Here is a 22,806-nt window from a genome sequence, read left to right on the forward strand (position 1 = left end):
GTTGCAGCCCCACAAAGAGCATGATTCAATCGGGGTTTTTGCAAATTACCTGGAGGAAATGCAGTGGCTCGTCCGAAGAGTGAAGATAAAAAACTGGCGTTGCTGGACGCGGCAACCACCGCTTTTGCCCAGTCGGGCATTGCGGCCTCTACCGCGCTCATCGCCCGCAGCGCAGGGGTGGCTGAAGGCACCCTGTTTCGCTATTTCGCTACTAAAGACGATCTGCTTAACGCCCTCTATCTGCACCTGAAACAGGATCTGTGCCAGACCATGCTGGCAAATATGGACCGCGCCCTCACCCAGCCGAAAGAGCACACCCGGAATATCTGGAACAGCTACGTTGACTGGGGGATCCGCAACCCGGTGGCCCACGGCGCAATCCGCCAGCTCGGGGTGAGCGAGAAGATCAATGCCGAAACCGAACAGGCGGTGCACGAGATGTTCCCGGAGCTGCACGAACTCTGTCGTCGCCATATTCGCCCGGTGTTTATGTCCGAAGAATTTCGTCTGTTTGGCGACGCGCTGTTTCTGTCACTGGCGGAGACCACCATGTCCTTCGCCACCCGCGAACCGGCCCGCGCGGTAGAATTCAAGGCGCTGGGTTTTGAAGCGATGTGGCGAGCGCTGGCCGAAGAGGATTCCGATGGACAGTAAAACGCTTGCGGCCTGTGCAAAGCAGGTGGCGCTGGATCTGCCCTTTACCGAGCACTGCTGGCCCTTTGGTCCGGAGTACGATGTGTTCAAGGTTAGCGGCAAGATTTTTATGCTAATCGCCGTGGCCCACGGGCGCCTGCACGTCAGCCTGAAATCCGATCCGCAGAAATCGTTGCTCAACCAGCAGATCTATCGGGGCATTGAGCCTGGTTATCATCTGAATAAAAAGCACTGGATCTCGGTTTACGCGGCGGACGATATCACCCCGGAACTGGTGGCCGACCTGATTAACGATTCATGGCATCTGGTGGTGGATAAGCTGCCGAAAAAAGAGCAAAAGCGTCTGCGTCCTGGTCTATAAGCTCTGAATGCCCTTATCTTTGCCCCTTTCCTCTTGTAATCTTTTCGTTTTCGCCCCGATGGGCGATGTTAACCCCAGGAGTCGTTATGGATATCATCTCTGTTGCCTTAAAACGTCACTCAACAAAGGCCTTTGATCCGAGCAAAAAACTGACCGCCGACCAGGCAGAACAGATTAAAACCCTGCTGCAATACAGCCCGTCCAGCACCAACTCCCAGCCGTGGCACTTCATCGTCGCCAGCACCGAGGAAGGTAAAGCCCGCGTGGCGAAATCCGCAGCCGGTGGCTTTGTGTTCAACGAACGCAAAATGCTGGATGCTTCTCACGTGGTGGTGTTCTGCGCTAAAACCGCGATGGACGATGCCTGGCTGAATCGCGTGGTGGATCAGGAAGAGGCCGATGGCCGGTTCGCCACCCCGGAAGCCAAAGCCGCCAACCACAAGGGCCGCACCTTCTTCGCCGATATGCACCGGGTCGATCTGAAAGACGATCATCACTGGATGGCGAAACAGGTTTACCTGAACGTCGGGAATTTCCTGCTGGGCGTGGGCGCGATGGGTCTGGACGCGGTGCCGATTGAAGGCTTCGACGCGGCGATCCTCGACGAAGAGTTTGGCCTGAAAGAGAAGGGCTTCACCAGCCTGGTGGTGGTGCCGGTCGGGCATCACAGCGTGGAAGATTTCAACGCCACGCTGCCGAAATCACGCCTGCCGCTGAACACCATTGTGACTGAGTGCTAATGACTGCTGGCGCGCCGGGCCCCGGCGTGCCAGTTTTCAATAAAGCGTAATCTGCGGATGCTTAACGTCGCACACCAGCGCATACCGCGTTAAGGTATCCAGACTCGCCCGGGTAACATTGGCTTCCATTCGGGATACGGTTGGCGCACTGACTCCCATTCGCTCCGCCACTTGCGCACGCGTCAGTCCAGCCTGTTTCCGCCATTGCGCCAGCATCTCGCGCAGGCGCTCCTTGCGCTCTTCGGCGTCAAAGGCAGCCTGCACGTCTGAGTCGCTTAGCAGCTCAGCTCTTAACGCATCCCAGTTAATAATCTTCTTGCTCATCCAACATCTCCTGTTGTCGTTTCAGTGCCAGACGAATTTCAGCAGAAGGCGTTTTTTGCGGCTTCTTGATAAATACACGCAACAGATAAATTGTGTTTTCCCGCTGATAAACATAGATCCCACGACTATGGATCAGACCGACGGTTCTTATTTCAAACAAACCATAAGGTAATGGCTTGCTGTCGGGCTCCCGCAGCGCTGTTGGGTGAGTGCGCAATTTATCAATCTGACGAATCAGCTTCGCCTGTACGCCTGCAGGCAACGAGAGGATCTCTTCTCTGACTGCCTGATGCACGATAAGTCTGAACCTGTTTTTTCATCCCTGAAGAGATTAGCATGTAAGGCAATTTGCATTAAAGGCTAATTTTACCTTTCGTGATTGACCTTACACCCTTTATCCAGGCGATACCGGAGTCACTTCTATTCCCTGAAAGCCCCTCGCAGAAATTATTTTGCTGCAGCCAGCCACTCCATCACCCGCTCCCCCGCCTCATCCACCGGCAGATAGACCAGCAGCCGGGAGCCGTTGCGCGGGGCGGAGTACCAGTACATCTGCTGGAGGTTAAAATCGCCCAGCTCAGGATGGGTAAAGAGCTTCAGTTGATTTTCCACACCGCGCACGTCGTTGCGCTGGTGCCACAGGGTTTTAAATTCCTCCGACACCGCAAAAAAGCGCGCCAGTTTGGCTTCCCACTGCGGGTCGCCCCGGTGCTCCGCCATCGCCGCGCGGAAGTAGGAGACAAAAATCGGCAGCACGTCGTCGCGCTTGCCGAGACGGGCGCGCCACGCGGGATGGGTCAGGAAGAGATAGATGCAGTTGCGGTCTTCGGGCGGGATGGCGTTGAAATCAACCCCCATCAGATGGCCGAAGCTGTCGTTCCACGCCACGATATCGAAATTCGGTTTCTGGATGCTGGCGGGTTTTGGCATCAGGGTATCGAGCAGACGGCGCGTGCCCTCACTGATGCCCTCACAGCACACCGCCTGAGGCGCTTCACCCGGCGGTAATCCGGCCAGCAAAAACAGGTGGCGGGATTCGGTCGGGGTACACTGCAGCGCTTTCGCCACCGCGGCCATCACCGCGCTGGACGGGTTCACATCCCTGCCCTGCTCCAGCCAGGTGTACCAGGTGACGCCGACATCCGCCAGCAGAGCCACCTCCTCACGCCTCAGGCCCGGCGTGCGGCGGCGACCGCTACGCGGTAAGCCAAGACGCTGCGGATCGAGGCTTTCGCGTCGGGCGCGTAAAAAAGCCCCCAGCTGTTTGCGGGTGTCATCCTCAAGTGAGGTGACGGGTTCAGACATTAACGCCATATTGCCCCCTGCATGGTAGTACCAGTACCAGTATAAGCAAGAACTGGTACCCGTTTATCAGATAGAGGATGCTACGACGCAACGCTGTTTGACGCAATGGAGTCATCATGAATACGTCAGTTGTTTCACCGGGTCGCGCAGGCCTGATATTACTGTTAACCGGCCAGATGCTGCCGCTGATTGATACCTCGATCACCAACGTGGCGCTGGACGCCATCACCCACTCGTTACGCGCGACCGCCACCGAACTGGAGCTGATTGTCGCGCTTTACGGCGTGGCCTTCGCCGTCTGCCTGGCGCTCGGCAGCAAGCTGGGGGATAACCTTGGCCGTCGTCGTCTTTTTATGTGGGGGGTCGCGAGCTTTGGTCTGGCCTCGCTGCTGTGCGGCATGGCGGGAAGCGTGGAGCAGCTGCTTGCGGCGCGCGTTCTTCAGGGAGCGGGAGCGGCGCTAATCATGCCGCAAATTCTGGCCACCCTGCACGTTACCCTGAAAGGGACCGCCCACGCCAAAGCCATTAGCCTGTTTGGCGGCATCGGCGGGATCGCCTTTATCGTCGGGCAGATGGGCGGCGGCTGGCTGGTATCAGCGGATATCGCCGGGCTGGGCTGGCGCAACGCTTTCTTTATCAACGTGCCGATCTGTCTGGTGGTGCTGGCTCTGAGCCGCCGCTATGTGCCGGAAACCCGTCGCGACACGCCGTCGCGCATTGACTGGCAGGGCACCGCGTTGCTTGCGGCTATTCTCTGCTGTCTGCTGTTCCCTATGGCGCTGGGGCCGCAGTGGCACTGGTCGTGGCCGCTGAAGGCCATGCTGCTCGCGGTTATTCCTCTGGCATATTTAATGGCGCTGAATGCGCGTAAAAAAGAGCGAGCGGATGCGCACCCGCTGATCCCGCCACGCCTGCTGCAGCTCGGCAGCATCCGCTTCGGCGTGCTGATTGCGGTGCTCTTTTTCAGCGTCTGGTCGGGCTTTATGTTCTGCATGGCGTTAACCATGCAAACCGGTCTGGGGATGGCGCCGTGGCAGTCCGGCAACAGCTTTATTGCCCTTGGGGTGACCTATTTTGTCTCCGCGTGGTTTGCCCCGCGCCTGATTGCCCGCTACAGCACCAGCACCATTCTGCTGACCGGGCTGGCAATCCAGATAACCGGCCTGCTGGCGCTGATCGTCACCTTCCGTCTCTGGGGAATGGATAACACCGCGCTGACCCTGGCCCCGGCCACCGGGCTGGTGGGCTACGGCCAGGCCCTGATTGTGAACAGTTTCTACCGCATTGGCATGCGGGATATTCAGCCCGACGACGCCGGCGCCGCCAGCGCCATTCTGAGCACCCTGCAACAGGCGGCGCTCGGTCTCGGCCCGGCGATATTCGGCGCGATTTTGCTCCACGCCCTGCAAAGCCATCACGGGGATTACGCCGCTGCAATCAACGTTTTCCTGGCGGTAGAAACGGGGATGATGATCGTGCTGGCGCTGGCCACCCTGCGGCTGCGTCATCGCCTGTGCCTGCCCGTGGTCAAGGCCTGTCAGGCCGCTAAATAAGCCTCACAAATTTGCATAACCGTTCCTCAGCCGCCATTATGGCGGCTGCTTTTATACAGGAGACGTTATGCAGGAGTTTATTTCCCTGGTCGAAGAGACAGGCATCGAAATTAATCACACCACTGGCCTGGTGATTATTTTTGGGCTTATCTTTCTGACTGCACTCATTATTCATTTTATATTACATAAAGTCGTTTTGCGGGCATTTGAAAAACGCGCCCGGGCCAGTAGCCATTTATGGCTACAGATCATTACCCAGAATAAATTATTTTACCGTCTGGCCTTCACCCTGCAGGGGATAATCGTCAACATCCAGGCGAAGCTGTGGCTGCAAAGCGGCAGCGACGCGGCAGAATTATTAACCACCTGCGCGAAACTGTGGATGATGGTGTATGCCCTGCTCACCTTTTTCTCGCTGCTGGACGTCGTTTTTAATCTGTCACAAAAGATGGCCGTGGCCTCGCAGTTGCCGCTGAAAGGGATCTTCCAGGGCATTAAGCTGGTGAGCGCCATTCTAGTAGGGATCCTGATTATCTCCCTGCTGATTGGTCAGTCCCCCGCCATTCTGATTAGCGGCCTGGGTGCGATGGCGGCGGTATTAATGCTGGTGTTTAAAGACCCGGTTCTGGGGCTGGTCGCCGGCATACAGCTGTCTGCAAACGATATGCTCAAGCTCGGCGACTGGCTGGAGATGCCGAAATACGGCGCCAACGGCACGGTGACCGATATCGGCCTGACCACCGTGAAGGTGCGTAATTTTGACAATACCATCACCACCATTCCCACCTGGGCGCTGGTGTCGGACGCCTTTATTAACTGGAGCGGCATGTCGGCCTCCGGCGGACGACGCATTAAGCGTAGCCTGAATATTGATACCACCAGCATTCATTTTCTCGGCGAGCAGGAACAGCAGCAGCTGATTCAGGCGAAGCTGCTCAAGCCCTATCTGGCCGCGCGTCATGAGGAAATCAATCTGTGGAATCAGCAAAATGGCGACGGCGGTTCGGTGTTGAATCTGCGCAAGATGACCAATATCGGCACCTTCCGCGCCTACCTGAATGAATATCTGCGCAGCCACCCGAATATCCGCAAGGATATGACCTTAATGGTGCGCCAGCTTGCGCCGGACGCCAATGGCCTGCCGATTGAAATATACGCCTTTACCAACACGGTAATCTGGGCGGAATATGAGGCGATTCAGGCTGATATCTTCGATCATATTTTTGCCGTGGTCGATGAATTTGGCCTGCGTATTCATCAGTCGCCCACCGGGAACGATATTCGCTCCCTGGCCGGGGCACTGACGAAATAACTCAGGCGCTGGCGCGGGAAATAAAGCGCCAGTCCATCATCACCCGTTCCGTGGGCGCATCGGGATTGTCGATTTTATTCAACAGCAGATCGACGGCCTTGCGCCCGATATCCCGCGACGGCTGCTCGATGGTGGTCAGGGAGACCATCTCCGAGAGCTCCGTGCCGTCAAAACCGACCACTGCAATATCCTGCGGCACGCGTAAGCCCGCCTGCTGAATGGCGCGCAGCGCCCCGGCGGCGAGCGTGTCCGACACCGCAAACACCGCATCCGGCGGGTTATCTGCCAGCAGTTTTTTCATCGCCGCTATCCCGGCGCTGGCGCTGAGATCGCTGGCGTACTCGACCCGCTGATACTCAAGACTGCGCAGATGCAATACGCTCTTGTAGCCGCGCTCGCGCAGACGAGCGTATTTGTAGCTTAAATCATGGTTGATCAGCGCAATGCGTTTATAGCCGCGATCGGCAAGCTGGCTAACCACATGCTGGGAGGCATCCACATCGTTGATCCCCACGCAGGAGACCGCGCCCGCATCGGCGTATTCCGCGCACTGCACCCAGGGCGCCGCGCCAATCAGGGCTGAGAGTTCGGGCAGCCTGGTGAAGGCGTCCATGGTGATAATGCCATCGACGATTTTGCCGCTAAGCAGGCTTAAGCCAGAACGGGAGCGTTCAATATCCGAGCCGGAATTGCACAGCAGAATGCGATAGCCGTTTTTTTCCGCCTGCTCCTCAATTCCTTTGACCACTTCGGCACAGAACGGGTTAGCAATGTTGGAGACCATCACCAGCACCATATAGCTGCGCGCGGTGCGCAGCTGGCGGGCCAGAAGGTTGGGCTGATAGTTAGCATCTTTAATCGCCTGCAAGACGCGATCGCGATTTTTGGCTTTAACGGTATCGCTGTTATTCAGTACGCGCGATACCGTCGCCACCGACACGCCCGCCAGCTGGGCGATTTTCTGAATGGACATAGCGACGAGTGATCCTGCAGTTAAGGTTCCCGGCAGGCTACCATAAATTCGCAGCCCGGCGAACCGGGCTGCGCGTTAGCGTTCCACTTTTACCCAGCGTTGCTGCTGATGACTCTTCATGATGGCATCGATGATATACATCACGTTCGCCCCGTCATGGAAGGTGGCGAATACCGGCTTCTCCGGCATCCTGCCAGCCTGCACCGCATGATAAAACTGCGCCATCATGTTTTTAAAGGCGTCCGGCCAGCCTTCGATATGCCCCCCGGGGAAGTGGGCGCTGTTCGCCACATCGCGGTTCATCAGGCCCGGATCGTCCGTCAGCGTCTGGTTGGCCCGGGCGCGATGGCCCACCCACAGCTGCTGCGGCACCTCCTGATCCCAGGCCACGGAGGCCTCGCTGCCGTTCACCTCGAGGCTCAGGCGGTTTTTACGCCCGGCGCTGACCTGCGAGACGTTAAAACTGCCCTTACTGCCATCCTCAAAGCGGAACAGGACCGAGCCGAAATCCTCAGTGGTAACGGGTCTATCTTCATACATCGCCTCTCCCACCTGGCTGAAGGTCTGATTCCCGGCCAGATTCGCCTTACGGGTCGGCCAGACGATCGACAGATCGGCCATCACCTCCACAATGCGCCGCCCGGTAACAAACTGAACGGTGTCGCACCAGTGGGAACCGATATCGGCCACCGCCCGCGAGGCGCCCCCTAATGCGGCATCGACCCGCCAGTTGTAGTCTGTCTCCAGCAGCATCCAGTCCTGCAGATAGCTGCCGTGAGCGGCGAACAGCCGCCCGAGGCTGCCCTCCTCTATCATGCTCGCCGCCTGGCGCACCATCGCAAACTGACGATAGACAAAGCTGACGCCGTGCACCACGCCCGCCTGCTCCGCCAGCGCCACCAGCTCCCGCGCCTCGTCCGGCGTCATGCACAGCGGTTTTTCGGAGAAGACGTGCTTGCCGGCCCGCAGGATCTGGCGGTTGATCGCCGCATGCAGATGATTGGGCGTGCAGTTGTGCACCACGTGCAGATCCGGGTGCGCCAGCAGCGCCTCCACGCTGCCGTAAGCGTGGGGAATGTTCAGCGCCCGGGCTTTCTCTTCGGCCTGGGCCAGCGTGCCGTCGCACAGGGCGACCACCTGCACAAAGCCGAGACGGCGCAGGGCTTCGATATGTGCCGGGCCGATAAAGCCGCTGCCGATAATGCCAACGTTAATCATGAAGCTCTCCTGCGGCGAAATCGTCAAACGCCCGATCGGAGACCGGAATAATATGGCGGGAGATAAACTCACGCCCTTCCCGCGCCCCGGTGTCGCCATCCTTCAGGCAGCACTCCCACTCCAGTACCGCCCAGCCGTCGTAGTCGTACTGGGTCAGCTTGCTGAAGATGCCTTTAAAATCAATCTGCCCGTCACCCGGCGAGCGGAAGCGTCCGGCGCGGTTGATCCAGCTCTGATAGCCGCCGTACACCCCGCTGCGCCCGTTGGGGCGGTACTCGGCATCCTTTACGTGAAACGCCTTGATGCGGCTGTGGTAGTGATCGATATAGCTCAGATAATCGATCTGCTGCAGCAGCAGGTGGCTCGGATCGTAGAGGATGTTGCAGCGCGGATGGTTGTCCAGAAGCGCCAGAAAACGCTCGAAGGTAACGCCGTCGTGCAGATCTTCCCCGGGGTGGATCTCGTAGCAGAGGTTTACCCCCTGCTCATCGAAAACATCCAGAATCGGCCGCCAGCGGCGGGCCAGTTCGCTGAACGCCTCCTCGAATCGCGCCTCGTTATGCGGCGGCCAGGGGTACATAAACGGCCAGGCCAGCGATCCTGAGAAGGTGGCGTGAGCCGTTAAGCCGAGCCGTGACGAGGCCATCGCCGCCTTTTTGACGATATCCGTGGCCCAGGCCTGGCGAGCGATGGCGTTGCCCCGTACCGCGGGCGGGGCAAAGTTGTCGAATGCCTCGTCGTAGGCCGGGTTGACGGCGATAAGCTGCCCCTCCAGGTGGGTGGAAAGCTCGCTGATAACCAGCCCCTTCTCCGCCAGCCTGCCGCTTATCTCATCGCAGTAGGTCTGGCTTTCTGCCGCCTGCTCCACGTCAAAAATCGCTTTATGATTACAGGGAATTTGCAGCGCCTTGTAGCCCTTTTCCGCCGCCCAGCCTGCCAGCCCGTCGAGGCTATTAAACGGCGGTTGCGCGCCGATAAACTGCGACAGAAAAATCCCCGGGCCTTTAATTGTCCTCATACCACCTCCAGTTATTGCGCCTTGTCTTCGTCATATTTGAACGAGACAAGGAAAACGAGCGCGATGACCGCAGCCGCTACCGCCGGGATCCACCAGAAGGTGACCCACGCCTGCGGTACGGTCTGCCCCGCCACCAGGCGGTTGTACAGCGCGCCGGAAATCTGTGAGCCCAGCAGCATGCCGATACCGTAAGTGAACATCACGATCATGCTCTGCGCCTGGCCTTTTACCTTCTCGCCCGCCACGCGGTCGGTATAGATAAAGCCCACAACAAAGAAGAAGTCATAGCAGACGCCGTGCAGCAGAATGCCGAGATAGAGCAGAATGCGCCCCTCTTCACTCACGCCCAGCGCAAACATCGCATAACGAACGAACCACGCCAGCATGCCGATCAGCAGCATGTATTTCACGCCCAGGCGGCGGAACAGCAGCGGGATCACCAGCATAAAGAAGATTTCGGACATCTGGCCGAAGGACATGGCGGTACTGACATCCGCGATCCCGGCATCCGCCAGATAGGAGGCGGTGTAGGCGTAGTAGGTGCCCAGCGGGACGGAGATCAGCATCGCGCACAGGCAGAAGATAAAGAAGTGACGGGTTTTCAGCAGCGCAAAGGCGTCGGCACAGAAAAGGTCGCGCATCTTCACCGGCATCCCTTTGGCCGGGGCCGGGGTGTGCGGCAGCGTCAGGCTATAGAGCGCCAGCAGAACGGAGCTTGCCGCCGCCACCTGGAAGATGGTGACGCTGGATGCCACGCCGGTGACGCCAATAAAAATCCCGGCCACAATCCAGCCGATGGTGCCAAACACCCGCACCACCGGGAAGGTTTTATCGACGTTCGCCAGGCTGTGGAAGGCGATATTGTTGGTCAGCGCCAGGGTCGGCATGTAGCACAGCGTGTAGCCAAACAGCAGGCCGATAAGCAGCGCGCCGTTTTCCGCGATCAGCGCGCCCGGCACGAACCACAGGATCGCCGCCCCCGCCAGGTGCATCACCGCCATCACCTTTTGCGAGGCGAAGAAGCGGTCCACCAGCATGCCGAGGACGAACGGCGATAAGATAGAAGCGATTGGCCCGGCGGAGAAGGCATCGCCAATCAGCAGGGACATGTTGTGCTGGGTCATCACCAGACCGAGGGTGACCGACCAGCTACCCCAGATAAAAAACTGCAGGAACATCATCAGCGACAGGCGCGGCACCAGCAGCCGGTGCTGCCCCGTCACCTTTCCACTACTTTCAGTTGTTGACACCATGATCAGCCCCACCCTTAAAAAGTAATCGATTACAAAACCGTATCAAATGAAAAGTAATCGATTACAAAATAAAGATCCTGTGAGTTGATTGAGAAGTGCGAAGGGAGTCACGATAAAGATGTGGATCGGTGCAGAGAGCTGCCGGGTGGCGCTGCGCTTACCCGGTCTACAAAATAATAACGGCCCCGAACATGTAGGCCCGCTAAGCGAAGCGCCACCGGGCGAAAGCGGTGTGTGCGGCCTGATGCCCTCACCCTGCCCCTCTCCCACGGGGAGAGGGAACAAACACTAAAAAAGCAACTGCCGTTGCTTTTTGCTTTTACCTACGAGAGAGCTTAAACGCCACAAACAGGAATACTACCCATACCGGCAGCAGGATCGCCGAGGTGCGCATGCCGTCCATGGTGCACATCAGCACCAGAATCATCGCCAGGAAGGCGATACAGAGGTAGTTACCCGCCGGGTAGAGCAGCGCCTTAAACTGCGTCTCGCGCCCTTTGCGACGCATCGCCGCGCGGAACCGCAGGTGCGCCAGGCAGATCATGATCCAGTTCAGCAGCAGGGTCGCCACCACCAGCGCCATCAGCAGGCCAAAGGCTTCGTGCGGCAGCAGATAGTTGATCAACACCACCAGCGAGGTAATGCCCCCGGAGAGCAGCAGCGAGTTGACCGGCACGCCGCGACGGCTGACGCGGGTTAAGAACTTCGGCGCGTTACCCTGCACGGAGAGGCCAAACAGCATCCGGCTGTTGGAGTAGACGCCGCTGTTATAGACCGACAGCGAGGCCACCAGAATCACGAAGTTCAGCGCCGACGCCACCACGTTGCTGTTCAGATCGTGGAAAATCATCACAAACGGGCTGCTGTCGGACTTCACTTCCACCCATGGATAGAGCGCCAGCAACACCACCAGCGAACCGATATAGAACAGCAGAATACGGTACACCACCTGGTTAACCGCTTTCGGGATGCTTTTATGCGGATCCTGCGCTTCGGCGGCGGTAATGCCGATCAGCTCCAGCCCGCCAAAGGAGAACATGATCACCGCCAGCGACAGCACCAGCCCCTTCCAGCCGGTGGCGAGGAAGCCGCCGTGCTGCCAGAGGTTGTCGATAGTCGCCCGCTCGCCGCCGTGTCCGGAGAAGAGCATCCACAGGCCAAAGCCGATCATGCCGATGATCGCCAGTACCTTGATTAAGGCAAACCAGAACTCGGTCTCTCCGTACAGGCGCACGTTCACCAGGTTGACCGCGTTAATGATAACGAAGAACGCCGCGGCCCAGACCCAGGTCGGCACGTCCGGTAGCCAGTACTGCATGTAGATGCCTGCGGCAGTCAGCTCCGCCATCCCCACCAGCACGAACATTACCCAGTAGTTCCAGCCCGACAGGAAGCCGGCGAAAGGCCCCCAGTATTTGTAGGCGAAATGGGCGAAGGAGCCGGACACTGGCTCTTCCACCACCATCTCGCCGAGCTGGCGCATGATCAGAAACGCGATCATGCCCGCAATGGCATATCCCAGCAGCACGGCAGGGCCGGCCATCTGAATAGCGGGCCCGATACCGAGGAACAGCCCGGTACCAATCGCGCCGCCGAGGGCGATAAGTTGAATATGGCGGTTTTGTAAACCACGATGCAGCGTCGGTGTCTGTTCCGACGCGGCTTCAGCAACACTTTTGTCTGAAGCGGATGAGGCGTTTCTCACGGCCTGGCCCTGTCTCTTTTATGGAAGGGGCACCTTTTAACACTTCAGACAGACGGGAGCAAGTTAAACGCCGGGCAACGGGCGCTGCCCGGCAGGAGGGGATCACGACCCGATAAGGCCACCGTCCGCTTTGGTGATGACCACCGTCGAGGCGCGGGGACGCCCGTTCGGATTGTTATCCGGCCAGTTGGAGACGGCACGCGGGTTTGCCGGGTCGGTAATGTCGTCCCCGCCCTCGCCCGGATGCTGAATATTGATAAACAGCGTGCGGTTGTCCGGGGTGAAGGCGATGCCGGTGATCTCGCAGCCGCGAGGGCCCGTCAGGAAGCGGCGATACTCGTTGGTGCCCGGAATGGTGGCTACCATCTGGTTATTGCCCATCCCCTCGTACGCTTTCTTGTTAATGGTGCTGGAGGAGACGTCGGTCTGGATCCAGAGCACCCCCTGATGGTCGAACGACAGGCCGTCCGGGCTGCCAAACTCGGCCCCCTTCATGCTGCCCTTCGCCTTTTCATCTGTGGTATCCGTGCGCCCGGCCAGCACCAGGATATCCCATTTGAAACGTAATGCCGCCGGATCGCCGCCCTCTTCGTGCCAGTGCATGATGTGGCCGAACGCGTTATTGGCCCGCGGGTTGGCCGCATCCACCGGCGCCTTGCCCTCTTTGCCGCGATCGCTGTTGTTGGTCAGCGTACAGTAAACGCTGCCGCTGCTGTGCGGATCGACCGCGATCCATTCCGGCCTGTCCATTTTGGTGGCACCCACCGCATCGGCCGCGAGGCGGGTTTTAATCAGCAGATCGCCCTGGTTTTCGAAGCCTTTGCTCTTATCCAGCCCGTTCTGGCCGAAGATCAGCGGCAGCCACTCGCCGGTGCCGTCGTCGTTGAAGCGCGCCACGTAGAGCGTGCCGGACGTCAGCAGCTGCATATTAGCGTCGCGATCCGCCGGGTTATATTTATTGTCGGAGACAAATTTGTAGATGTACTCAAACTTCTGGTCGTCGCCCATATAGGTGACCACGCGCTTATCGGCGGCCAGGGTGACGGCAGCGCCTTCATGCTTGAAGCGTCCCAGGGCGGTGTGCTTGCGCGGCGTGGAGTCCGGGTTGTACGGATCGATCTCCACCACCCAGCCAAAGCGGTTCGGCTCGTTGGGCGTTTTGTCCACGTTAAACCGGTCGTCCACTTCGCTCCAGCGATAGGACTCATCGCTGTCGCTGATGCCGTAGCGCTTCTCCAGCGCGTTACGCTCACCTTTCTTGACGAAAATATCCGACCAGTTCTCTTCACAGGTGAGATAGGTGCCCCAGGGGGTATAGCCGTTGGCACAGTTCTGCATGGTGCCAAGCACCTGCTCGCCCTGCGGATCGGCGGCGGTTTTCATCGCCTCCTGATGTCGCGCCGGGCCGCTGAGCTGCATCGGGGTATTCACCGTAATGCGGCGGGCAAAACCGGACGGGCGCACCACTTCCCAGTCACTGCCGCTCTTTTTCACTTCGATAACCGACACGCCCATCGCGTTCTGGCCTTTACGCGCTTTGTCCAGGCTCCAGCTGGCGGTGCCGTCGGTAAAGAGCATGCCGTTGTCGATATACTCGTGGTTCATCGCCAGCAGGCCGTGGTCGGGGTTCTCCTCCCCCTGTGGCAGGCTGAACCACGCCATGCCGTCGTGGTGCATCCCCGCCTGCGCCGCCTGCTCGTCGGTAGTGTTGCTGGCGTCAAATTTGAATGCCGGCAGGGATCCCTTAATGCCGGTAGCGTCGCCCCAGCGGTAGAAAGGACGGGCGATATAGCCCTCGGGCACGCGGACCGTATCGTCAGTCGAGACCGGAATGCTGGTAAAGCCGAGCGAAACCGCTCTGGCGAGGGCGGAGGGCTGTGAGACCGCCGCGAAGGCGCTTTCAGGCTTAAGCAGGAACGGGAAAGAGGCGGCGGCGCCGGCTACCGCTCCCATCTGCAGGAAACGGCGGCGGGAGAGAAACATCTCCGCCACGCTGGAGAATACCGGGTTAGCGCTGGGATTGCTGACATCGTCGCGATGTTCTTTTTTGAATACGGACTTAAGAGGTTTACCCACGATGGCTTCCTTTCTTTAGGCTAAGAAATGACAAAGTGGAAACACTATAAGAACAATTGATTACATTTTTATAACAGCGGGGGAAGTGGGGCATCCCTGCCCCGAATAACGAGGGTCGAACTCAGAACTCGTAGCCGACGGAGACCTTAAAGGTGCGCGCCTCCCCCTGGAACAGGTAGGTGCCGCCGTCGTCCACGCTTGCCCAGTAGTTCTCGTCGGTGACGTTTTCGATCCCGGCGCGAACGGTCATCTGGTTCTGGTTATTGTTAACCGCGAAGCGATAACGCATGCCCAGATCCAGGGTGGTGTAGCTGTCGAGCTTTTTGCTGTTAGCCAGATCCGCATACTGCGAGCCGGAGTGGTTGACGCGCGCGGTGGCGGTCAGCCCCTCGACGGGCTTGATGTCATACTCGGCGCCCAGTACGCCGTAGAAGTTCGGTACGCCAATCGCGTCGTTGCCCTGGTTGACGCCGTTGTTGGTTTTGGTCAGCTCCGCCTGCAGCCAGGTGGCGCTGGCGTTCAGGCGCAGACCCAGCATCGGCTCGCCAAAGACGTTCAGCTCCACGCCGCGGTTACGCTGTTCGGCATCCAGACCGTAGTGTTTGGTCTGGCTGTCGAGAATGGCGGAGGGCATTTTGATCTCAAACAGCGCCAGCGAGCCGCCGACGCGACCGAAATCGGCCTTCACGCCCACTTCATTCTGCTTAGAGTGAACAATACCGGTGCTCTGGCCGTAGTTGGTGGCGGTATTAGGTGCGGTTTTACCCGGCTGCAGCGCCTCGGTGTGGTTGGCATACAGCGACACCGTCTCCCACGGCTTATAGACTACGCCATAGGTGGGCATCCAGCGGCTGCCGTCGAAGCTGTCCGCCGCATTTTCTGCTCCCGTAGATTTGTTATAGCCGCGGATCACCACCTTCTGATGACGGGCGCCGACGGTAAACAGCAGGGTATCATCCAGCACGCCGAGGGTGTCGCTCAGCAGCCAGCCCTGGGTGCGGGTGCGCCCGCTGGTCAGCGGATCGCTGTAGTAACCGCCCGAGCCATTCAGGTTGGTGCTCGGCGGCGCATCCACGCCGGTGTTGTGGTAGATATTGGTTACCGGATTATCTTTTGCCGCTGACATCTTCCAGGCGATTTTTTCGTTTTTGGTCATCGCCGAGTAGCCAACGTTCACCTTGTGCGACACAAAGCCGGTATCGAAGTTACCGCGAATGCCCGCCATGCCGCTCACGCTGTCGCTGATGCGGTTAGTATCCAGGCGGGATGCGGTGGCTTTGCCGCTCTTGTCGACCAGCTTCGCACCGCTGTAGAGCCCCTCTTCGTGGGCATGCTGAGCTCCCAGGCCGGTATAGGCCGTCCAGCTGTCGGTGATGTCGTACTCGCTGCGCCACATGCCGAATTCGTTTTCGATGTTGCTGTAGGCCCATTTTTGCGAGTAGTTACGATCGTTTTTCGGCGGCTCTGGCACAAAATCCACCCCGGAGATGTTGACCCCGGTTTCAGAGCCGTGGAAGGTTTTCTTCTGATACCCCAGGTCCACGGAGCTGCGGAACTTGTCACCCGCATAGTCCAGGCCGGTGGAGAGCAGCGTGGTGCGGCGGCGATCGTTTGCCACCGGGGCTTCACCTTCCCGGTGAACCAGGTTAACGCGGGCGCCGAACTGGTCGCTGTCGCCGAAGCGACGACCGGCGTCCAGGGTGGTGCCAATCTGGGAATCGGAGGTGTAGTCCACGCCCACTTTCGCCTGCGGAATTGCGCCCGCGTGTTTCGGCTCAAGGTTGATCATCCCCCCCACGCCGGAGCTGGCCGCACCGTTCATCAGGGCGTTAGCGCCTTTGAAGATTTCAATACGCTCCACCATCTGGGCATCCACCACCTGACGCGGCAGCACGCCGGAAAGGCCGCCAAAGGTCATGTCGTCGCCGTCGAACTTCAGGCCGCGAATGCGATAGCTCTCCGCGCTGTTGCCGTAGCCCTGTACGGACTGGACGCCCGCGTCGTTCGCCACGACGTCCGCGATGGTGCGGGCCTGCTGATCTTCCACCAGCTTCGAGGTGTAGCTGATGATGTTAAAGGGCACGTCCATGGCATTTTGCTGACCGAGCATCCCCATGCGTCCGCCGTTCGCCACCTGCCCGTCCAGGAAGGCCGGTACCAGCTGGTCGCCGCCGGGTTTAAAGTCGCTGGCAGCGGACTGCACCACGATGGTCTCTTCTTTTTTGCTCTCTGCCGCGACGGCGGAATGAGCGATAGCACCGATGGCGAGCGCCAGCAGCGTTTTGTTCATTTTTCTGGTGTTGTTCATGATTAACTCGTTCAAAGTGCGCGCAAAATGGCCCGTCGCCGGGCCTCAATTGTTATGAAAATGCTTATTTCAGGGCGATACGGACAACGCTGTCCGGCCCGTTGGTGGAGTGATCTTTGTTAAACGCCTGTTTCACGGTGACGTACAGCGTCTGGCCATCCGCCGACAGCTGCAGGCTGTTCGGGTTCGGCGGCAGATCCCAGCTCTGCTTCACCGCATAGGTGGTGGCATCGAGGCTCAGCAGCTTGCCGCTTTCACGCTGGGTGATGTAGAGCTCGTTGCGTTTGGCGTTAAATTTCACCGCCAGCGAGTCGCCCACGTCGAGCTGTCTGATGAGCTCCCCGGTGTGGATATTCAGCACCAGCGTGGTTTTGGCTTTTGAGTTGTCGGTGACAAACAGGCGGCCGGTGGCAGGATCTTCCGCCAGGTTGAGCAGCAGCGCCGGTTTATCGCCGAGCGGCTTCCAGCGTTTTTCAATGCGGTTGCTGCGTGGGTCAACAATCAGGATTTCCCCGCCGCCGTTGGCCACGTAGAGACGTCCGGTTTGTTCCGACCACATCAGGCCGGTGACCCACTGCCCCGCGTTTTTGATGGTTTTTTTCAGCGTCAGGGTTTTGGCATCCACCACCCAGATCACCGCCGGATCGGCTACGCCGCCGATATACAGAACGTCGTTATGCAGCAGAACCTGACGCGCGCCGTAGGGATAGCCCTCTTTGTTGCGCTCGGTAAACAGCAGGCGTTTTTTGACTTTGCCGTCGGCGGTGTCGATGGCGCTGATCCCGCCGTCCAGCGAGTTAGTGGTATAGAGCGTTTTGCCATCCGGAGAGATAGCGAGAGCGAAGTTTTTCAGATCGGTATGGCTGCGGCCAGTGGTCTTCAGGGTTGCCGGGTCGAGCTTGTACACTACCCCGCCCTGCACGTCCTTAAAGCCTTCAGAGCTGGCAACATACAGCGCATCCCCTTTCGGGCTCAGCACCATTTCATACAGGCCGTCAGCCAGATCGCGTTTAACGACGTTAGTCTGCGCAGGAACAGCAGGTTTCGGGGCTTCAGCGGCGGGCGCGGTTGTTGCGGTGTGTTGTGCAGCGCAGCCGGTAAGCGAGACGGCAACCAGCAGTGCCAGGGCGGATAATTTTTTTGACATCAGGAACATCCTTTACCGTACAAATCGAATTTGCGGTGGACGTCTGCGTCGCATTAGCGTTGCGATTATGGTTGTGATATCAGGGCCAAAGCCCCGTGCAGAGTCACCATTAACACTCAGTGTTCCGTGTGAGATCTGCGCTCACTGTTATTGCGGAAAATTCCCTGCGCACCCGCAAACACTAAAGAGAATGAGAACTATACTCATTATCCTTGTGTAATCAAGTGTAAACAGGCGAAACAAAGTAAAAAGCGCTGGCTGGTGAAAGACGCGTTGAACGCTTCGCTAATTTTTGCGGGCCTGCAGTACAAACGGGGAGTGAGGTTCATGGATCGGCGCACTTTGCAGGGCCACCGCCTGAGTGGGGGAAAGCTCCGCCATCCCCAGCGCCGAAAAGACGCCGCTGTTGATGACCTCATCAGAAAAAGGCACGCCCCCATTTTCCTGGCGAATAATCGCCTTACTTAAGGCGCGCAATACCGCCGGCGAGGTCACATCCAGCCGGGTTGTGGGCGAGACGCCCAGCGCCTGGCTGACGTTCTGAATATAGGCCGTGGTATCGTTGTTATCCTGCGGTGGCGCCCAGCGCGAAATAATTTTACTGATGGTATCCAGGCCACGACGCTGGTAGGAGAGCAGGTTTACCCCCAGCGCACGTATCCCGTGTTCAGGCGTGGCGAAGGTGGCGAAACGCCCGTCAGTGCCATTTTGCCCCTGCCAGCTAAAGGCCCAGCTGGCTTCCAGATTACCGGGATTGTTATTGCGAATACCGCGAACGCGGCCACCCGGCGCCGTCCACGTCGGGCCGAAGCGGCTGTTTTTGACCTGCGACAGGCGCTTCATCAGCGCGAGCTGGTTTTCACTCCAGCCCTGCATGCGGGCGTACTGCTCCAGCTGGCCAAACGAGGCAGGCGTGGCTGCAGCGGTTGCCTGGCGGGTATCGGCGGCGTGCAGCGTCGGCCCGACAGGCTGCGTAATAATCGGCTGCGACGCGGTGGAGATCTGCTGAAAAGAGGCCGGGACGCTGGTCTGCGACGCCCCTGAAGACGAGGTTTGAGCCGATAGCGTTGCCACTTGCTGCGTGTTCACGCTCTGCTGCTGTACATAGTAATGCGCAATACCGGACATCATTCCCTCTTAACACTCACCCGCCATCAGCGCGGGCGTTGCCGGGGGTGCTTCGCTTGCCCGGCCTACGGCGCTATATCAATTACTTCTTGTTTAACATGGATTTCAGATCGGCAAAGGGGTTGTAGGTTGCGGCACCTACATCTTTTTGCGCATCTTCACCTGCCACGACGGTTGTTCCGTAGATGTCAGCTTCGGTGTACTTCGAGTGCTCGTGGTCATGGCAGAACAGACACAACAGCTCCCAGTTACTGCCATCTTCCGGGTTATTGGTATGGTCGTGATCGATATGATGAACCGTCAGCTCGCGCAGGTTTGAATAGACAAACTCCCGCGAGCAACGTCCGCAGACCCAGGGGTAGATTTTAAGGGCTTTCTCACGGTAGCCGCTTTCCAGCCGCGCGTAGTTTTTTGGGATCAGAGCCATTGCCGGTATTACCTGTCAGAAGGAGAGACGAGAATGCCCCTACTATATCGCAGAATGGAACGAAAGGTATGGGACGCAGAATCAATAAAAGTGAAAGATCAGCGGGAGAAAACGGTGTTTGAATGGCACGCCCTAAAGGATTCGAACCTTTGACCTACGGCTTAGAAGGCCGTTGCTCTATCCAACTGAGCTAAGGGCGCACGGAGAAGAAGAGACTTCGCAGTGATGAAGCGCGTGGAATTATACGGTCAACTCAGGTTGAGTCAATGCATTTTAGTACAATCCTCTTGTCATTCATACCCATGCCCCGCAACAGCACCGCTTAACAGGAAAATCCGCAAAGTGTGACTGACAGCAGCGCGCGCTTCTGACAAAATATGTTCATCCCCCCTTTCACTCCTTACAGACGGAATCTTCTCTCTGATGGCAGCAAAGATTATTGACGGTAAAACGATTGCGCAGCAGGTGCGCTCTGAGGTTGCGGAAAAAGTGGCAGCACGTCTGGCCGCAGGAAAACGCGCCCCCGGCCTGGCGGTTGTGCTGGTCGGCAGCAACCCGGCTTCACAAATTTATGTCGGCAGCAAACGTAAAGCGTGCGAAGAGGTCGGCTTTCTCTCCCGCTCTTACGATCTGCCTGAAACCACCTCGGAAGCAGAGCTGCTTGAGCTGATTGACACCCTGAACGCCGACAACGAGATTGACGGCATTCTGGTACAGCTGCCGCTCCCTGCGGGCATCGACAATGTGAAAGTGCTGGAACGTATTGCGCCAGATAAAGACGTGGACGGTTTCCACCCGTACAACGTGGGTCGTCTGTGCCAGCGTGCGCCTCGCCTGCGTCCATGTACGCCGCGCGGGATCGTTACGCTGCTGGAGCGTTATAATATCGACACCTACGGCCTGAACGCCGTGGTGATTGGCGCGTCCAATATCGTCGGTCGCCCGATGAGCATGGAGCTGCTGCTGGCGGGTTGCACCACTACCGTAACCCACCGCTTTACCAAAAACCTGCGCCAGCACGTCGAGAACGCCGATCTGCTGATCGTGGCGGTAGGTAAGCCGGGCTTTATTCCGGGCGAGTGGATCAAAGAGGGGGCGATTGTTGTAGACGTGGGGATCAACCGTCTGGAGAGCGGCAAGGTGGTCGGCGATGTGGTGTATGAAGATGCCGCCGCCCGCGCCTCTTATATCACTCCGGTTCCGGGCGGCGTAGGCCCGATGACTGTAGCAACATTGATTCAGAATACCTTGCAGGCGTGCGAGGAGTATCACGACGTAGAGGAAGCGTAAGATGGCGACATTTTCATTAGGTAAACATCCGCACGTTGAGCTGTGCGATCTGCTCAAGCTGGAAGGCTGGAGCGAAAGCGGTGCCCAGGCCAAGATCGTCATTGCCGACGGGCTGGTTAAAGTGGACGGTGTGGTAGAGACCCGCAAGCGCTGCAAGATCGTTGCCGGTCAGACCGTGAGCTTTGAAGGTCAGAGCATTACGGTTACCGCCTGAGTCCCCTCACCCTAACCCTCTCCCCATAGGGGGGAGGGAACAATCAGCCGCCACCCGGCAACGCTTTTCAACAATCCCCTATCCCCATCACGGTTAATTATCGATCAACTTCAAATAATCACTATTTCATCTGTTGAAATGTGAAAATTAAGTTGCGCGAATTTCAGGCTTTCCTCACGATAAGTAGAACGTTCTACTAAAACGTTATACTCACTATAACAGCGCTCACAGAGCGCACTCGGGGGAAATCAGCATGAGTCTGATATCAGGGTTTGTTAAATCGTTGTCAAAACTGTCGATGATTGGTCGCGCCTTAATGCTGCCGATCTCGCTGCTTCCTGCTGCGGGCCTGCTGTTGGCCTTCGGCGATAAGTTCCATCTGCCGCTGATGATGAACGCTGGCGGCGTCATTTTTGATAATCTGCCGATGCTGTTTGCCATCGGCTCTGCCGTCGGGCTGGCGTCTGAATCCGGGATCGCGGCGCTGTCGGCGGCGGTGGCGGTGTTTGTCACTAATATCACCATTGGCACCGTGCTCGGTATTACGCCGGAGATGGCCTCTCAGGGCGGTAAATACGCGATGGTGGTCGGCATCCCGACGCTGCAGATGGGCGTTTTTGGCGGGCTGCTGTGCGGCATCCTCGCCGCGTGGTGTTACAACCGCTTCCATACCATGCAGCTGCCGGAGTTCCTCGGCTTCTTCTCCGGGAAGCGTTTTGTGGCGATTGCCACGGCGTTCCTGTCGTTTGTGATGGGTCTGCTGCTGCCCTACGTCTGGCAGCATATTCAGGCCGGTATCGACGCCCTGTCGGTGATCGTGAACGGCGATAACCAGGCGGCCTCGACCTTTATCTTTGGTCTGGTTGAACGGGCGCTGATCCCGCTGGGTCTGCACCATATCTGGTATCCGTCGTTCTGGTACTCGTTCGGGGATTACACCACCCAGGCGGGCCAGGTGATCCACGGCGACCAGACCATCTGGTTCAAGATGCTGGAAGAAGGCGTGAAATCCTTCAGCAGCGATACCTATCAGAACGCCGGTAAATTCATGCAGGGTGAGTTCCCGCTGATGCTGTTTGCGCTGCCTGCGGCCTGTCTGGCGATGTATCACGAAGCGCATACCAAAAACAAAAAGATTGCCGCCGGTATCCTGTTCTCCGCGGCGCTCACCTGCTTCCTGACGGGGATCACCGAGCCGGTAGAGTTCACCTTTATCTTCGTGGCGCCGATCCTCTACGTCTTTAACGCCATTATGGCGGGCCTGGCCTACATGACCATGTACCTGATGCATGCGCATATCGCCAAGTCCTTCTCTGCGGGCTTTATCGACTACCTGTCGTTCGGGATCCTGCCGTCGTTTAATGGCTATCAGACCAACTTCCTGAACGCCATTATCATCGGTATTCCGATGGCGCTGATTTACTACTTCACCTTCCGCTTCGTGATCCGTCGTTTCGACGTGAAAACGCCGGGCCGCACCGACGTGACGGCCAACGCGGATGATAAAACCGACACCGAAATCGCCACCGAAATTATCGGCCTGCTGGGCGGGGCGCAGAATATCGACTCCGTTGGCTCCTGTATTACCCGCCTGCGTCTGGAAGTGGCGAAGAGCGACATGGTGGATAAAGACGGTCTGAACGGCCTTGGCGCGCGCGGCGTGGTCTTTGTCGGCGACTCCGGCATTCAGGTTATCTTTGGCGCCCGGGCGCAGTTTATCGCCCAGACGATGTCGACCATGATCGGTAAATAATAAGCTGCCTGACCGACACGTCTCCTGTACTCTTACGGGAGGCGTTG

The 22,806-nt window shown here is 58.2% G+C and carries 21 protein-coding genes and 1 tRNA gene; 8 read left to right on the forward strand and 14 right to left on the reverse strand.

Features of this window, described 5'->3' with window-relative positions:
* The first annotated feature begins 63 nt into the window (after positions 1 to 63).
* The 3 genes from MXM41_RS16095 (at position 64) to nfsB (ending at position 1,755) form a co-directional block, all read left to right on the forward strand.
* Entirely contained in the window at positions 64 to 654 is a 591-nt protein-coding gene (locus MXM41_RS16095; protein WP_325933055.1) for a TetR/AcrR family transcriptional regulator, read from the forward strand.
* On the forward strand, positions 644 to 1,015 hold the full coding sequence (locus MXM41_RS16100) for an MmcQ/YjbR family DNA-binding protein (RefSeq protein WP_325933056.1): 372 nt from the start codon (positions 644 to 646) through the stop codon (positions 1,013 to 1,015). Before MXM41_RS16095 ends, MXM41_RS16100 begins: the two co-directional genes overlap by 11 nt.
* A gap of 86 nt (positions 1,016 to 1,101) precedes the next feature.
* Positions 1,102 to 1,755, forward strand: coding sequence for an oxygen-insensitive NAD(P)H nitroreductase (nfsB, locus tag MXM41_RS16105; protein ID WP_325933057.1), 654 nt, complete (start codon positions 1,102 to 1,104; stop codon positions 1,753 to 1,755).
* A gap of 36 nt (positions 1,756 to 1,791) precedes the next feature.
* On the opposite strand, the gene MXM41_RS16110 is transcribed toward nfsB, so the two are convergent.
* The 3 genes from MXM41_RS16110 to MXM41_RS16120 form a co-directional block, all read right to left on the reverse strand.
* Positions 1,792 to 2,079, reverse strand: a complete 288-nt coding sequence (locus tag MXM41_RS16110) for a helix-turn-helix transcriptional regulator (protein ID WP_325933058.1) — start codon at positions 2,077 to 2,079, stop codon at positions 1,792 to 1,794.
* On the reverse strand, positions 2,060 to 2,374 hold the full coding sequence (locus MXM41_RS16115; RefSeq protein WP_325933059.1) for a type II toxin-antitoxin system RelE/ParE family toxin: 315 nt from the start codon (positions 2,372 to 2,374) through the stop codon (positions 2,060 to 2,062). The genes MXM41_RS16110 and MXM41_RS16115 overlap by 20 nt, the downstream gene beginning before the upstream one ends.
* A 152-nt stretch (positions 2,375 to 2,526) precedes the next feature.
* Entirely contained in the window at positions 2,527 to 3,393 is an 867-nt protein-coding gene (locus MXM41_RS16120; RefSeq protein WP_325933061.1) for a helix-turn-helix transcriptional regulator, read from the reverse strand.
* A gap of 107 nt (positions 3,394 to 3,500) precedes the next feature.
* On the opposite strand from MXM41_RS16120, the gene MXM41_RS16125 reads away from it, so the two are divergent.
* Both MXM41_RS16125 and MXM41_RS16130 read left to right on the forward strand, forming a co-directional pair.
* Positions 3,501 to 4,937 carry an MFS transporter gene (locus MXM41_RS16125; RefSeq protein ID WP_325933062.1) on the forward strand — a complete coding sequence of 479 codons (1,437 nt, stop codon included), beginning with the start codon at positions 3,501 to 3,503 and terminating at the stop codon, positions 4,935 to 4,937.
* Positions 4,938 to 5,004: 67 nt separating this feature from the next.
* Positions 5,005 to 6,249 (forward strand): mechanosensitive ion channel family protein, encoded by a 1,245-nt coding sequence (locus MXM41_RS16130; protein WP_325933063.1) that lies wholly within the window; start codon positions 5,005 to 5,007, stop codon positions 6,247 to 6,249.
* Position 6,250: 1 nt separating this feature from the next.
* Here MXM41_RS16130 and MXM41_RS16135 read toward each other — a convergent pair whose 3' ends face one another.
* The 11 genes from MXM41_RS16135 to MXM41_RS16185 form a co-directional block, all read right to left on the reverse strand.
* Complete coding sequence (locus tag MXM41_RS16135) at positions 6,251 to 7,222, reverse strand: LacI family DNA-binding transcriptional regulator (protein ID WP_325933064.1); 972 nt, start codon at positions 7,220 to 7,222, stop codon at positions 6,251 to 6,253.
* Between the two features lie 75 nt (positions 7,223 to 7,297).
* Positions 7,298 to 8,440 (reverse strand): Gfo/Idh/MocA family oxidoreductase, encoded by a 1,143-nt coding sequence (locus tag MXM41_RS16140; RefSeq protein ID WP_325933065.1) that lies wholly within the window; start codon positions 8,438 to 8,440, stop codon positions 7,298 to 7,300.
* Complete coding sequence (locus tag MXM41_RS16145; protein ID WP_325933066.1) at positions 8,433 to 9,458, reverse strand: sugar phosphate isomerase/epimerase family protein; 1,026 nt, start codon at positions 9,456 to 9,458, stop codon at positions 8,433 to 8,435. The genes MXM41_RS16140 and MXM41_RS16145 overlap by 8 nt, the downstream gene beginning before the upstream one ends.
* Positions 9,459 to 9,469: 11 nt before the next feature.
* Positions 9,470 to 10,711: an MFS transporter gene (locus tag MXM41_RS16150; protein ID WP_325933067.1), complete on the reverse strand. Its 1,242-nt coding sequence runs from the start codon at positions 10,709 to 10,711 to the stop codon at positions 9,470 to 9,472.
* Between the two features lie 319 nt (positions 10,712 to 11,030).
* Entirely contained in the window at positions 11,031 to 12,416 is a 1,386-nt protein-coding gene (gene pheP / locus MXM41_RS16155) for a phenylalanine transporter (protein WP_325933068.1), read from the reverse strand.
* Positions 12,417 to 12,518: 102 nt separating this feature from the next.
* Entirely contained in the window at positions 12,519 to 14,492 is a 1,974-nt protein-coding gene (locus MXM41_RS16160; protein ID WP_325933069.1) for a PhoX family phosphatase, read from the reverse strand.
* 121 nt (positions 14,493 to 14,613) lie between these two features.
* Positions 14,614 to 16,800 (reverse strand): TonB-dependent siderophore receptor, encoded by a 2,187-nt coding sequence (locus tag MXM41_RS16165; protein WP_325933070.1) that lies wholly within the window; start codon positions 16,798 to 16,800, stop codon positions 14,614 to 14,616.
* A 64-nt stretch (positions 16,801 to 16,864) separates the two neighbouring features.
* Entirely contained in the window at positions 16,865 to 17,947 is a 1,083-nt protein-coding gene (locus tag MXM41_RS16170) for a YncE family protein (protein WP_325933071.1), read from the reverse strand.
* 285 nt (positions 17,948 to 18,232) lie between these two features.
* Positions 18,233 to 19,036: a hypothetical protein gene (locus MXM41_RS22865; RefSeq protein WP_418936795.1), complete on the reverse strand. Its 804-nt coding sequence runs from the start codon at positions 19,034 to 19,036 to the stop codon at positions 18,233 to 18,235.
* 121 nt (positions 19,037 to 19,157) lie between these two features.
* Positions 19,158 to 19,502 (reverse strand): HNH nuclease YajD, encoded by a 345-nt coding sequence (yajD, locus tag MXM41_RS16180; protein ID WP_325933072.1) that lies wholly within the window; start codon positions 19,500 to 19,502, stop codon positions 19,158 to 19,160.
* 123 nt (positions 19,503 to 19,625) lie between these two features.
* Positions 19,626 to 19,702, reverse strand: a tRNA-Arg gene (locus MXM41_RS16185).
* Between the two features lie 223 nt (positions 19,703 to 19,925).
* Between MXM41_RS16185 and folD the strand changes: the two genes are divergently transcribed.
* The 3 genes from folD (at position 19,926) to MXM41_RS16200 (ending at position 22,759) form a co-directional block, all read left to right on the forward strand.
* A complete protein-coding gene (gene folD / locus MXM41_RS16190; RefSeq protein ID WP_325933073.1) occupies positions 19,926 to 20,792 on the forward strand; it encodes a bifunctional methylenetetrahydrofolate dehydrogenase/methenyltetrahydrofolate cyclohydrolase FolD in 867 nt (288 codons plus the stop codon).
* A 1-nt stretch (position 20,793) separates the two neighbouring features.
* The gene (gene ybcJ / locus MXM41_RS16195) at positions 20,794 to 21,006 is read left to right on the forward strand and encodes a ribosome-associated protein YbcJ (protein WP_325933074.1); all 213 of its coding nucleotides are present in this window, start codon (positions 20,794 to 20,796) and stop codon (positions 21,004 to 21,006) included.
* A gap of 253 nt (positions 21,007 to 21,259) precedes the next feature.
* Positions 21,260 to 22,759 (forward strand): PTS transporter subunit EIIC, encoded by a 1,500-nt coding sequence (locus MXM41_RS16200; protein ID WP_325933075.1) that lies wholly within the window; start codon positions 21,260 to 21,262, stop codon positions 22,757 to 22,759.
* The last annotated feature ends 47 nt before the right edge of the window (positions 22,760 to 22,806 follow it).

Origin of the sequence: Leclercia adecarboxylata (assembly GCF_035787115.1) — a bacterium.
GTDB lineage: Bacteria > Pseudomonadota > Gammaproteobacteria > Enterobacterales > Enterobacteriaceae > Enterobacter > Enterobacter adecarboxylatus_E.

Bases quoted from the DNA above. Each gene is read 5' to 3' on its own strand.
- MXM41_RS16120 (WP_325933061.1), bottom strand. From the start codon at position 3,393: ATGGCGTTAATGTCTGAACCCGTCACCTCACTTGAGGATGACACCCGC.
- MXM41_RS16165 (WP_325933070.1), bottom strand. From the start codon at position 16,800: ATGAACAACACCAGAAAAATGAACAAAACGCTGCTGGCGCTCGCCATC.
- MXM41_RS16125 (WP_325933062.1), top strand. From the start codon at position 3,501: ATGAATACGTCAGTTGTTTCACCGGGTCGCGCAGGCCTGATATTACTG.
- MXM41_RS16145 (WP_325933066.1), bottom strand. From the start codon at position 9,458: ATGAGGACAATTAAAGGCCCGGGGATTTTTCTGTCGCAGTTTATCGGC.
- MXM41_RS16135 (WP_325933064.1), bottom strand. From the start codon at position 7,222: ATGTCCATTCAGAAAATCGCCCAGCTGGCGGGCGTGTCGGTGGCGACG.
- MXM41_RS16110 (WP_325933058.1), bottom strand. From the start codon at position 2,079: ATGAGCAAGAAGATTATTAACTGGGATGCGTTAAGAGCTGAGCTGCTA.
- MXM41_RS16170 (WP_325933071.1), bottom strand. From the start codon at position 17,947: ATGTCAAAAAAATTATCCGCCCTGGCACTGCTGGTTGCCGTCTCGCTT.
- MXM41_RS16200 (WP_325933075.1), top strand. From the start codon at position 21,260: ATGAGTCTGATATCAGGGTTTGTTAAATCGTTGTCAAAACTGTCGATG.
- MXM41_RS16100 (WP_325933056.1), top strand. From the start codon at position 644: ATGGACAGTAAAACGCTTGCGGCCTGTGCAAAGCAGGTGGCGCTGGAT.
- MXM41_RS16130 (WP_325933063.1), top strand. From the start codon at position 5,005: ATGCAGGAGTTTATTTCCCTGGTCGAAGAGACAGGCATCGAAATTAAT.
- yajD (WP_325933072.1), bottom strand. From the start codon at position 19,502: ATGGCTCTGATCCCAAAAAACTACGCGCGGCTGGAAAGCGGCTACCGT.
- MXM41_RS16150 (WP_325933067.1), bottom strand. From the start codon at position 10,711: ATGGTGTCAACAACTGAAAGTAGTGGAAAGGTGACGGGGCAGCACCGG.
- nfsB (WP_325933057.1), top strand. From the start codon at position 1,102: ATGGATATCATCTCTGTTGCCTTAAAACGTCACTCAACAAAGGCCTTT.
- MXM41_RS16140 (WP_325933065.1), bottom strand. From the start codon at position 8,440: ATGATTAACGTTGGCATTATCGGCAGCGGCTTTATCGGCCCGGCACAT.
- folD (WP_325933073.1), top strand. From the start codon at position 19,926: ATGGCAGCAAAGATTATTGACGGTAAAACGATTGCGCAGCAGGTGCGC.
- ybcJ (WP_325933074.1), top strand. From the start codon at position 20,794: ATGGCGACATTTTCATTAGGTAAACATCCGCACGTTGAGCTGTGCGAT.